Source organism: Sphingobacterium bovistauri (assembly GCF_020295405.1).
Taxonomy (GTDB): domain Bacteria; phylum Bacteroidota; class Bacteroidia; order Sphingobacteriales; family Sphingobacteriaceae; genus Sphingobacterium; species Sphingobacterium bovistauri.
This window is the reverse complement of the sequence record NZ_JADEYP010000024.1, coordinates 1-11,399: the sequence shown is the minus strand read 5'-3', so window position 1 is coordinate 11,399 and position 11,399 is coordinate 1. Positions and strand designations below refer to the sequence as shown.

Below are 11,399 nucleotides of genomic sequence, written 5' to 3'. Positions count from 1 at the left end.
TTTATACTTTTAAGATATACAATTTATAAGCTATGATAAAGTACTTTTTACAATCATCTTTAGTCGCATCACTTTTGTTTACCACGGCATGCGCTCAAGGTAAAAAATCATTTGAGGTCGTGAAAGAACAGTCAGGAATCGAGGAATTAAAATTATCTAGAGTAGATATAAAGTCACTTAAAAAGGATAACTCAGGTGCATACATATTGTTTGATGGTTCGTCATTAAATGGATGGAGAGGTTATAACAAAGAATATGTACCGAATAAATGGAATATTGATAATGGAACATTAAAATTTTCAAAAAATCCTAATGTTGATAAGCCTGAAGGAGGGGATATCGTATTTGTGTATGATTTTAAGAATTTTGAATTGACTTTTGACTGGAAAATATCTGAAGCAGGTAATTCAGGTGTGTTCTTTCTTGCTAAAGAGATTAAGGGGCAACCAATTTATATCTCAAGCCCTGAATTTCAAATCTTAGATAACGAAAAACATCCAGATGCTAAGATGGGGGTAGATGGTAATCGCAAATCTGCTTCACTATATGATATGATACCCGCTAAACCACAAAATGCAAAGCCAGCAGGCGAGTGGAATACTTCGAAAATTGTAGTGAAGGGTAATACCATTCAACATTTCCAAAACGGTGTCAAAGTGGTTGAATATACTGTGCGTACAAAGGAATGGACCGAGTTGTTGCAGGCTAGTAAATTCAGTAAAGAAAAATGGCCAATGGCATTTGAGTTGTTGAATAATGTTGGAGGGGTAACAAAATCTGGATTAATTGGTTTTCAAGATCATGGTGATGATGTGTGGTACCGCGATATGAAAGTGAAAGTATTAAAATAATGATTTTAAAAAATAGTTTTATTAAAGAGAGCGTATTATGCGCTCTCTTTTGTTTGTTGAGTTTATCTGTAGCTATAGCTCAAAGTAAAAAATATTTCAATCCATTGGGTCAGGAAGCTATACAAGGACGATTGGCCATCTTAGATGAAGCAAAAAATTTTGGTAGGCTACCTCTTGAATCCAAGAATGTAGTAAGAGATCCAGTTTGGTCTCTGGGGACAAATTCAGCAGGACTTTATATAGAGTTCGAAACGAGTTCAGACTCTATCCAGGTCCGTTATAAGGTGAAAGGTTCGTTAAACATGCCGCATATGCCTAGTACAGGGGTGAGTGGCGTGGATCTGTATTCGTTCAATAAAACAACTAAAAGCTGGGATTGGGCTTTTGGTCAATATCAATTTAAGGATACGGTTACTTATAATTTTAATAATATAGGTAAAAATATCAATCATACTTACAGGCTGTATCTACCACTTTATAACACTGTAGAATGGCTAGAAATAGGTGTAAATGTAAATGAAAATTTTAAGTTTATCCGAAAGGACAATAAACCTATTATCGTATATGGTACATCAATAGCACAGGGTGCATGTGCATCTCGACCTGGTGTTGGTTGGACAAATATATTAGGAAGAGAGTTCGATAATGAGGTTGTTAATCTTGCTTTTTCAGGGAATGGTCGATTAGAACAGCCTATTTTGGATTTAATTAATAAAGAAGATGCTGCGGTTTATATTTTGGATTGTATTCCCAATTTGGCTATCACCAATAGTCGTTCGGAAGGACAATTGGATTCGCTTATTACACACGCTGTCCAATTGTTGCGTTCTAAACATCCAACTACACCTATTGTATTAGCAGAGCATAGTTCTGCATATACTAGAGGGTTTCAGAATATACATACAATGGCTGAATATGGAAAATCATCAAAAGTTGTCCATGCTACCGTGAAAAGGTTGAAAAAATCAGGTGTAAAAAAGTTGTATTTTGTATCGGCAATGGATTATAATTTAGATATAAATTCTACTGTTGATTATGCCCATCCAAATGACATTGGAATGCTTAAAATAGCAGAAGCTTATCATAAGATTTTAAAGAGAATCCTATAAAAAAATGAGGCATTAATATTTCTACTAATGCCTCTGTTAGATATTCAGGTGTATTTTTATTTCAATCGAATTCCGTATAGTCGACCCCATACGTCTGTAATATTCCAGTTGTGAGATCTGAACTTAATTTTGTTCTCAGCATTAGGGTTGAATTGAACAGGAGTATATGTTACACCATTTCTAAATGTTAAAATGCGCAGCGTCTCATTAAGGCTTTTTCTACCTAATAATACGATTTGACCTTTTTCATCAATTACGAGTCTTATTATAGGGACTTCTTGTCTTGGTGTATCCTTGTTAATCGCATAAATCACGGATGTTCCAGAGTTTGGAGATCCATACCATGTACCATCAGAAAATATTACATCAGAGCCTAAGTAATCTTCGAAGTTTATTTCTCTTGAGAAAACAGGTTTATCGTTAACAAATAATTGAAACGAATTATCTAAGTAAAATATGTCCAATTGAGCTCCGTATGTTGGATTGATAAGTTTTACTTCATGGTCAAAATAAGTGCTTCCATTAGTATTAGAGTTGTCATAATATTTAAAATAGGGGTTATCACCAAGTTCTACTGTTTCTGGGACATTGAAAGTGAGAATAAGATTATACTTTACTCCTGGTGTAAGTTTTAAATTATCTACAATTATATTTCCTCTAGTTACTCCACCTATTGTCATGGCTTCAAAGATCATTTTTCCATTACTACCTGTTGCAGGTGAATTTACAATAGTTGGTGATGTAGTTGTTATGGTTTTGTATGAGGTGTTGGTCAAAGGAATAAATGGGAAAATAACAGGTGCTCCTAGAGGGTTTTCTTCTAGACCTGTTATAGTTTGATCGCTGACTCTAAACTTGGTTGTAGTAAAGCTTGGTTTTACAAAACTTGCTGAACTGATATTTCTTATGTATGAATAAGCAGCTGTAGCATTGTCCAATTTAACAGTTGTTGTAATCTGACTGAAAGTGTGTCTAAACTTTATTTTTAAGGTGTTAGTGCTTCGGTTAGGAATTGTAATATTTTGTTTGTAAAACATAAAATCAACATCTTTATTTATAATTTCAGCTGAATTTATGTTTTGTTTGTTTGCTAAATAAGCTGGGTCAGTTGTTGTTGAATTTATAGAGTAGGCGATTATCGTATACTCTTTACCCCCAACAATTTTTAAAGGAGCTACTGTAGATTCTTTTCCTCGTATATATTTAGCTGAATCAACAATATTACCTGTTGTTTTGTCAAATATATACAACCTATATCTTACGTCTTTCTTTACTTGTTCGGTAATAGTTGCGGCTTTTTTATCAAAACTTTTGGCGCTTAAATCAAGCCCACGGGCGGTACCGATAGGTTCCAATTTGACATCGCATACAAAACCATCACTAACAGTAATGTTAGTAGTAGGAGCGGTAGATTTAGTACTTGCGTTTTTATCTCCTCCCATGTTCTCTTCCTGAAATACAATCTCAGGCAAGTCAACCTTTATTAATCCATATCCTTCGGGGACGGCTGTTTCAATATCTATATTATCTGTTTTATTTGAACAAGATTGAATGATTATTATAGGAAATAGCAGTAGAAAAGTATATAAAAAAGTGTTTTTTTTCATTATTTCTTATTATTTATTGCCAAGTAAAAGATCTATTGTCATCTGGTCCTGTCTCATATTCAGAAACAATATCTGTATCATTGGAGCTTGGACTAATCGTTGATGAGGCATTGCAATAGCTATCTTCAATTTCAACAATAGTAACATGACACATTGGCGTGTAATATTTCTTTTTCATTAGTTATGTTTTAGTTAGTGTTAAAACGTTGTGCAAATTTGCTGATAACTTTTGTGAGATTCGAGAAATCTAATAGTTGTTTTAAAAAAATGTAGCTAAGTAATTTTCTTATTGTAGTATATAGTTTACATAAAGTATATTTAATTAACTTTTTGGAATATTATTTTATGTTAATAAAAAGAGGTATAAAGCTTTGCTGAATAAAAAGTATTATTAGGGCTTTATATTGTTTGATTTTAAAGTGTTAACTTTTAGTTTAATAGAAAAGATTGGGAGAGTGCAGGTTAATGAAGGTTTAATCTGAATTTTTGTGCGATTAAATAAATTTTATATTTAAATATGTGGAGATTTTATTTGCGAAATTTCTAGGTGTAAGGGGCTGTGGGATTTTGTTTCAAACATCAAAATGTTGCATTAAATGCTAATCTGTTTTTTTGTAGATGATGTTTATATTTTAGATATCTGAGTGAATGCTCTCTTTTAATTCTAAAAGAGTTCTTGGAGGTCTTTTAAATCAACAATCATATGCGGTACATCATTTGGTTTCTCAGCGCTAATTACATTAAAAAATATAGCATCTAGCCCTGCATTTAATGCTCCTCTTACGTCAGCATCCAAATTGTCACCAATCATAATTGATTTATCCTTTTGGGTCTGACCATTAGTTATGGCATAATCAAAAATCCTTGGATCTGGTTTGTTAACACCAAAAACTTCAGAAATAACGATTGTTTTGAAATACTTCTCGAGATCACTGTGGTATAGCTTTTTTTCGCAAGCCTCTTTGAATCCATTGGATATCAAGTGAAGATTGTACTTGCTTTGTAGATAAGCTAATGTTTCAATAGCATTAGGGAATAAATTCGTTTTGGTGGGGCAAATTTTTAGATAATCTTCCTCAAAATCTATCGGAAATAATTCGGGGTCAACACCTAATTGAGTAAAAGTGTCAGAAAATCGTAGCTTGCGTAATGTTGGCTTGTCGATTTTGCCGTGATGATATAAATCCCAAACACGGTGATTATTCATAGTGTAGGTTTCAATAAATTCGTCAGAATTAGGTCTGTTAAAGAGTCGGTCAAACTTATAGATGTAATATAACTCGTGCAAAGTCTGCCTCGCGTTGAGATCAAAATCCCAAATCGTATGATCTAAATCGAAGAAAATATCTTTTTTGTGATGAAACATATGCAAAGATATAAAATTGAGGTCTTATGCGGATGAATTTGATTTTTCCTCTTATTGTCATAAAATATGCCGCATTTTCTATTGCTATGGCTTTTAAGTATTTTTGTTGAAATATAAGACATGAAGAGAGCTTTAATTTGGTTTTATGTATTAGCATTTTACGCAATTTGCCAGTTGTTTGCTTGGGGGTATATGTTTATTAAATATGTTCCTGATCGTAAGGGGATGATTATTGGAGAGGGAATGATTTTTATTTTCATTTTCATTTTAGGTATCATACGCCTTAAAAACCATTTGGAAAAAGAACGTAATAATTCGCAGCAGCAAAATAATTTTCTTTTGTCTGTCACTCATGAATTAAAATCTCCTCTTGCTTCGGTTAAATTGTATTTGCAGACTATCCTCAAAAGAGATTTGGATCGTGAGCAGCAAAAAGCTTTTTTGTCCAATTCGTTGAAAGATATTGAACGACTGGACTACTTGGTCGAGAATGTACTTTTGGCTACTAAATTAGAGAATAGAAGTTTTAACCTACCTAAGGAAGATTTTGATTTTTCAACACTTATTGAAGATGTGACAGATCGATTACAAAAAAATGCATGCAAGACAGAGATGATTAAGGTCGATATTGAGCCCAATATTACCCTGCATGCAGATAGATTTGCAATTACAAACGTAGTTAACAATTTAGTAGAGAACGCTATTAAATACTCTCCACCATGTGCTACAGTAGATGTTAGAATGTTCAAAAGAGAAAAGGATTTGGTGTTTACAGTTGCCGATCATGGGCAAGGTATTGCTGATAATGAAAAAAAACTTATTTTTAATAAGTTCTACCGTGTTGGAAATGAATCAACTCGTAAAACCAAAGGAACTGGTTTGGGGTTATATATAGTAAAAACCGTTTTACAAAGACATAATGCTACCATTAAAGTAAAGGATAATCAGCCTTCAGGTAGTGTTTTTGAAGTTATATTTGAAAATTATGCAAGCTAAACAAAGAATACTGCTAGTCGAAGACGAAGAACATTTGTTGGAAGCTATTAAACTTAATTTAGAATTAGAGGGTTACCGTGTAACTACTGCTACAGATGGTAAGAAGGCGCTTAAAGTATTTAAAGAAGAGCGTTTTAATTTGATTATTCTGGATGTCATGATTCCAGAAATCGATGGTTTCCAAGTGGCTGAAACAATTCGTTTGCAAAATACAGAGGTGCCTATTATGTTTTTAACTGCTAAGAATAGCAGCGAAGATCGTATTACGGGACTTAAAAAAGGTGCTGATGATTATTTGGTTAAACCTTTTAATTTAGAAGAGTTGATTCTTCGTGTAGGAAACCTGATTCGTCGTGGGCTTAAGCCAGAAGATTTAAAAGAGTTGAATTCTTATACGATTGGTGATAAAACAATTTATTTTAACTCATTTGAATTGCATCAGGCCGATGGAGCAATCACGTCATTGACCAAAAAAGAAACAATGTTATTAAAATTGTTGATTGAACGTCGTAATGAAGCCGTGTCTCGAGAGCAAATATTAGAAACGGTATGGAATTATGATGTGTATCCTTCGACACGTACGATTGATAATTTTATATTGACCTTCCGTAAATATTTCGAACCAGATCAGAAGCATCCTATTTATTTTCATTCCATTCGTGGGGTAGGATACAAGTTTACTGACAATAGTGAAGGATAATATAGAATGAATACTAGATTTCGTCTTGTCATTTTAGTTTTTGCTGTAATTGCTTTAGCTTATTGTGTTGTATCAGGGTATTATTACACGTGCGTGTATATTCTAGGTTTGATAGGATACATGGTGTGGAGTCAATACCGTGATGGTACTGTATTTTTGGCTACACAAGCTTTTCACAAGCAGGATTACGAAAAAACCAAACGTCTATTGAGTGAAATAAAAAATCCAGATCATTTACGTAAGGGGAGAAGGAATTTCTATGAGTTCATGATTGGGAATATTGCGCTAAAAGATAACAATATTGAAGAGGCAGAATATCATTTTCAATTGGCTTCGCGCTTACCGTGGCGTAAGGATAATGAAAAGGCTATGGTATTAATCAATTTGGCTAATATCAATCTTCGAAAAAAAGAGTACGATAGAACAGAAGTTTATCTTGGTGTTGTGGAAAAGTTGAAATTGACAGAAAGACAAAAGGATATTGTTCAAAAAATTAAAAGCGAAACTGAAAAACATAAAAATTAGCATAGTGAGTACGATTTTACAAAACGATTTGTTTATTAAAGCTGCATTATCGCAGCAAACTGAAAGACCTCCAGTATGGTTTATGCGTCAAGCAGGACGTTTTATGCCAGAGTATTGGGAGATTAAAAATAAATACACATTCTTAGAAATGTGTAAAACACCAGAAATTGCGGCTGATGTGACAATGTTGCCTGTTGACTTGTTGGGGATTGATGCTGCTATATTGTTTTCCGATATCTTAGTTACTGCGGAAGCGATGGGAGGTGATCTTTCTTTTGAACAAGGGGTAGGTCCTCGTTTTTCAAATCCTGTACGATCTTTAGCTGATGCAAAAAAGTTAGCAGGTGCTGAGAGTATTGACAAATTGCAATATGTTGCGGATGCAATCAAAGTAATTCAGCAACGTCTGAATGGCTCGATTCCATTAATTGGTTTTGCTGGAGCACCATTTACAATTTTAAGTTATTTAGTAGAGGGAGGTTCGACAAGAGATTTTAAATTAACAAAATTGATGTTGAACAATGAGCCAGAATTGGCACATCATATTCTTCAAAAGATAGCTGATTTGACGATTGCATATTTGAATATGCAAATCGATGCAGGAGTGAATGCAGTACAACTATTCGATAGCTGGGCGTCTGCATTATCTTGGAATGATTATAGAGATTTTTCACATAAGTACAATAAATATATCATTGCGAATCTAAAACGTACTGTTCCAGTAATTTCCTTTGCTAAAGGAGCTTCGGTATTTGCACCATTAATGGTTGAAACTAATCCTGATGTCTTGTCTGTGGATTGGAATGCAGATTTATTGAATATGAAAAAGTCTTTACCAGAAGGTATGGCAGTTCAAGGAAATTTGGATCCATTTATAATGTATGCAAATAAACCAGTGATCAAGGCAAAGATTCATGAATTATTTGAAAGAATGCGTGGCGAGAAAGGTTTTATTTGTAATCTAGGGCATGGTATTTCGCCAGATATGAAGTTTGATCATGTGAAGTTTGCGATCGATACTATCAAAGAATTTAGATATTAATTCTTTGTAGAAATTACTATAAAAGGAGCAAAGGTAACTTTGCTCCTTATTATTTTGAATAGGTTTTTGTATAGAATTCTTATTTTTGAATATTAACTAAGATTTATGATTTACTTATACGCTAAAGCAATACATGTAATTTTCGTCGTATGTTGGATGGCAGGCTTATTCTATATGCCACGCTTATTTATCTATCATACAGAAGCAAAGGATAAGGGCGATAAAGTATATGGTGTTTTGCATAATCAGTTTACCGTAATGGAGAATCGATTATGGTGGATTATTACTACTCCAGCGATGTACATTACTATTGGTTCTGCTCTTTTGATGTTATATTACAATTCGGCTCTATTGGGACAAGGATGGATGCAAATTAAATTAGGCTTTGTTGTAGCGTTGGTGATCTATCATTTCAAAACCCAACATATCATGTATCAATTACGTGATCAAAAGTCAAGTTGGACATCTGGTCAACTGCGTTTGTGGAATGAGATATCAACTCTTATATTATTTGCAATCGTTTTTTTAGTTATACTAAAATCTACCTTGAATTGGATATTTGGAGTTGTAGGACTTGTAGGACTTGCTATAATTCTGATGATGCTTATTAAAGTATATAAGAAATATCGGAAATAAAAAGTGATTTGGATTATATAACGAATAAGGCTACTATTTATAAATAGTGGCCTTATTCGTTATATTTTGAATGTGTGCAATATTTTATATAGCAAAACACAAATATTTAATCTCCAAACATTCTTCAAGTCTATAGTGTTGATCTCTTAGGTAAATGTTCCGTCTTACTTATTGCTATGAGATTTATTTGGTTACTTTATTTTTTTGAGAAAATTAATTAGCCATTTCCATGTTGGTACATGGTTAGTTTCTGTGAAAATATCTTTTTTCTTTATTTTGTATAGCTATTTATCTACAGTTTATATGCTTTGTATGCTGCTGTGTTTTAAATTGTAGCCCTTCCTTTACAGTTAATTTATTACACCTGTATTACATCCTGTTTCTTAATTATTAATGTGTACTTTCGCCGAGTAGTTAATTTTAACCTATTGTTTTAGCCTACACACTAATTTTTAACAAAGCAAAAATACTTAATATGAAAAAATATGAACGTCCATTCTGTAAGGTTTTTATTATCTACATGGAAGATTCCATTTCAAGTACGTCAAATGCAAGATTAGGTATTGATCCCTCATCAAATACAGTAGAAGTTGAAAATTGGACTGATGGAAGTGGATTTGATGATAACGATTTTGTAATAATAAATTAAGGATTCACGTTATTAGAATTAAATTTTGAGTATGAAAAATATAGAATATAAAATTAGCAATACATTAAGTCTATATCTTCTTTCTGTTGTCTTCTTATTTTGGGGCTGTGGTAAAGAAAAGAGTGTAGATCCAGTTAACTCCTTGACTGAGAATGTGAATTTTACAATAAATATTGACGGAATAGAAGAGCAATTGGATATTTCTGCTTCTAATACTATTTTAAATAGTAGAGAATCTCATAATGATGAAGTTGTAAATACTATTAAAGAGGGTGAAATATATTATTCGACATCATTCGATAAAGAGAGTTTTGGTACTTCAACTATAAAGAATCAACTGAATAGCAACCGTATGAATAAAGTTGGGGCTACTCTGTTAGGTAGTACTATTATATACAGGTTTGTCTTACTTGAAGAGCAGGGAGGGAATTTTGTTTATAAAGCTCATAAAGATTTAACACGTGGTACGACTTATACTAATGCCTCATTTCCAATATTCAAAGGGAAAAATTATAAGTGGGTTGCCTATTCATATAACAACAATCAACCAATAACTGATGTTATAAACGCAAGTAGTTTATCAATACAAACCCCTGTCGATAAAGACTTATTATACGCAGCATCTACTGCTAATATTTTAGTTCCAGTTGATAATTCAACGAATGTCCCTGATGTAAAAGTAAATATTTTATTCAAACATAGGCTTGCTAGGTTAGCAATTACAGTGAGAGCAAATGATTTTCCGGCTATAATGCCAAATTCGCAATTTAATGTACAATTAGCTGCTACTAGTCAATCATACTTTAAAAGTGGGTCACTAAACCTAGTGTCGAATCAAATTAGTAATGTTGCAAGTAGTACAGTAAGTTCATTGGGATTTGTTCCGGCTGTAAGTTCAGATGGTGATTCATCTCGTGTTGCATATTTGTATACTGCAGATTTTGTTAATGCGTTTACTGATATAACGTTACGTGTTAATTCTGTTCAGTTGAAGGATATATATACCTATCGAGATTTTGATTATCCGGTTATTTCAAATAGGGATTTTGTTATCAAAGCGAAAACAGCTGTTATTCCTCAACCAGGAACGTCGTATTCGCCAAGATTGAATTTGTTAAATACAGATGGTATCCGTAAGGGGAATATTATTTGGGCGAGAGGTAACCTTTCTTATAATCCAACTACTAAAACTTATAGAATTAATAAAACTCCCAATGGCGTTGTCGTAAATGCAGAAAATGATTATTGGATGTATAATTCGTTGACTCCTTGGGATGCTACAATATCAAATGACGTTTCACATAGGGGGGCTACTTGGAGTACATCACTAGATCCTTGTCGTCAAGTACCTGGCGGCTGGAGATTACCTACTAGTGCTGAATATTTATTGCTTGGAGGAAGTTCTACCCCTGCTACTGATAGAAAACAAGCTGATGGATGGGATAATAGCTCTCCTGTAACTTGGCCGACGAAACCATATGTTAATGTTCCTCAACAATCATACACATCATTTAAAGGTGATGACGGACAGTGGGTTACGTTTTTTAAAACGGCTATTTTTACAACAGATTATAATAGAGCGTATAGTTCTTGGGTTTTAGGTCTAAATGATTCGGCATTATTGCATGTAGTTAATGGAGATGCAACAGGGGGAGTTTATGATATGGTTCAAATTGATGGTGAACAAAATTATCTTAAAGAAACTGATAGAGCCTTAAATAGAAAGATTGCATTACGTTGCGTAAGAGATTATACTGGTATTTAATGCTATTTCAATTATGCAAAATAAAAGAGGCTGTCTAAAAAGGTCTGTTAATTAAAGAGCCCCGTCATTAAAAAATAATGGCGGGGCTTATGTTTTTTGTCCTCAATTTTTTGTAAATTGAGGTGCACCCAAAAAACGATATGAAAGTACAAT

The 11,399-nt window shown here is 33.2% G+C and carries 12 protein-coding genes; 9 read left to right on the top strand and 3 right to left on the bottom strand.

Translation table 11 applies throughout. The features are described from left to right. Positions 1–32: 32 nt before the first annotated feature. Positions 33–851: a 3-keto-disaccharide hydrolase gene (locus IPZ78_RS12330; RefSeq protein WP_225554158.1), complete on the top strand. Its 819-nt coding sequence runs from the start codon at positions 33–35 to the stop codon at positions 849–851. A 53-nt stretch (positions 852–904) separates the two neighbouring features. Beyond that, a complete protein-coding gene (locus IPZ78_RS12325) occupies positions 905–1,960 on the top strand; it encodes an SGNH/GDSL hydrolase family protein (protein WP_225554155.1) in 1,056 nt (351 codons plus the stop codon). A 56-nt stretch (positions 1,961–2,016) separates the two neighbouring features. On the opposite strand, the gene IPZ78_RS12320 is transcribed toward IPZ78_RS12325, so the two are convergent. The 3 genes from IPZ78_RS12320 to IPZ78_RS12310 all read right to left on the bottom strand — a co-directional run bounded on the left by IPZ78_RS12320 (position 2,017) and on the right by IPZ78_RS12310 (position 4,933). Further along, positions 2,017–3,567, bottom strand: coding sequence for a fimbrillin family protein (locus IPZ78_RS12320; protein WP_225554154.1), 1,551 nt, complete (start codon positions 3,565–3,567; stop codon positions 2,017–2,019). Positions 3,568–3,580: 13 nt separating this feature from the next. Beyond that, on the bottom strand, positions 3,581–3,745 hold the full coding sequence (locus IPZ78_RS12315; RefSeq protein WP_225554152.1) for a hypothetical protein: 165 nt from the start codon (positions 3,743–3,745) through the stop codon (positions 3,581–3,583). Positions 3,746–4,231: 486 nt separating this feature from the next. Then, on the bottom strand, positions 4,232–4,933 hold the full coding sequence (locus tag IPZ78_RS12310; protein WP_225554150.1) for a YjjG family noncanonical pyrimidine nucleotidase: 702 nt from the start codon (positions 4,931–4,933) through the stop codon (positions 4,232–4,234). 120 nt (positions 4,934–5,053) lie between these two features. On the opposite strand from IPZ78_RS12310, the gene IPZ78_RS12305 reads away from it, so the two are divergent. From IPZ78_RS12305 to IPZ78_RS12275, 7 genes are all read left to right on the top strand, one after another. Beyond that, a complete protein-coding gene (locus IPZ78_RS12305; RefSeq protein WP_225554148.1) occupies positions 5,054–5,929 on the top strand; it encodes a sensor histidine kinase in 876 nt (291 codons plus the stop codon). Next, positions 5,919–6,629: a response regulator transcription factor gene (locus IPZ78_RS12300; protein WP_225554146.1), complete on the top strand. Its 711-nt coding sequence runs from the start codon at positions 5,919–5,921 to the stop codon at positions 6,627–6,629. The genes IPZ78_RS12305 and IPZ78_RS12300 overlap by 11 nt, the downstream gene beginning before the upstream one ends. A 6-nt stretch (positions 6,630–6,635) precedes the next feature. After that, positions 6,636–7,154, top strand: coding sequence for a tetratricopeptide repeat protein (locus IPZ78_RS12295; protein WP_225554144.1), 519 nt, complete (start codon positions 6,636–6,638; stop codon positions 7,152–7,154). A 4-nt stretch (positions 7,155–7,158) separates the two neighbouring features. Then, positions 7,159–8,196: a uroporphyrinogen decarboxylase gene (hemE, locus tag IPZ78_RS12290; RefSeq protein ID WP_225554141.1), complete on the top strand. Its 1,038-nt coding sequence runs from the start codon at positions 7,159–7,161 to the stop codon at positions 8,194–8,196. Positions 8,197–8,301: 105 nt separating this feature from the next. After that, a complete protein-coding gene (locus IPZ78_RS12285; RefSeq protein ID WP_225554139.1) occupies positions 8,302–8,832 on the top strand; it encodes a CopD family protein in 531 nt (176 codons plus the stop codon). A 475-nt stretch (positions 8,833–9,307) separates the two neighbouring features. After that, on the top strand, positions 9,308–9,481 hold the full coding sequence (locus IPZ78_RS12280; protein ID WP_225554137.1) for a hypothetical protein: 174 nt from the start codon (positions 9,308–9,310) through the stop codon (positions 9,479–9,481). Between the two features lie 31 nt (positions 9,482–9,512). Beyond that, positions 9,513–11,246 (top strand): hypothetical protein, encoded by a 1,734-nt coding sequence (locus IPZ78_RS12275; RefSeq protein WP_225554135.1) that lies wholly within the window; start codon positions 9,513–9,515, stop codon positions 11,244–11,246. Positions 11,247–11,399: the final 153 nt, after the last annotated feature.

Bases quoted from the DNA above. Each gene is read 5' to 3' on its own strand.
- IPZ78_RS12320 (WP_225554154.1), bottom strand. From the start codon at position 3,567: ATGAAAAAAAACACTTTTTTATATACTTTTCTACTGCTATTTCCTATA.
- IPZ78_RS12315 (WP_225554152.1), bottom strand. From the start codon at position 3,745: ATGAAAAAGAAATATTACACGCCAATGTGTCATGTTACTATTGTTGAA.
- IPZ78_RS12275 (WP_225554135.1), top strand. From the start codon at position 9,513: ATGAAAAATATAGAATATAAAATTAGCAATACATTAAGTCTATATCTT.
- IPZ78_RS12280 (WP_225554137.1), top strand. From the start codon at position 9,308: ATGAAAAAATATGAACGTCCATTCTGTAAGGTTTTTATTATCTACATG.
- IPZ78_RS12295 (WP_225554144.1), top strand. From the start codon at position 6,636: ATGAATACTAGATTTCGTCTTGTCATTTTAGTTTTTGCTGTAATTGCT.
- IPZ78_RS12300 (WP_225554146.1), top strand. From the start codon at position 5,919: ATGCAAGCTAAACAAAGAATACTGCTAGTCGAAGACGAAGAACATTTG.
- IPZ78_RS12310 (WP_225554150.1), bottom strand. From the start codon at position 4,933: ATGTTTCATCACAAAAAAGATATTTTCTTCGATTTAGATCATACGATT.
- IPZ78_RS12285 (WP_225554139.1), top strand. From the start codon at position 8,302: ATGATTTACTTATACGCTAAAGCAATACATGTAATTTTCGTCGTATGT.
- IPZ78_RS12305 (WP_225554148.1), top strand. From the start codon at position 5,054: ATGAAGAGAGCTTTAATTTGGTTTTATGTATTAGCATTTTACGCAATT.
- IPZ78_RS12330 (WP_225554158.1), top strand. From the start codon at position 33: ATGATAAAGTACTTTTTACAATCATCTTTAGTCGCATCACTTTTGTTT.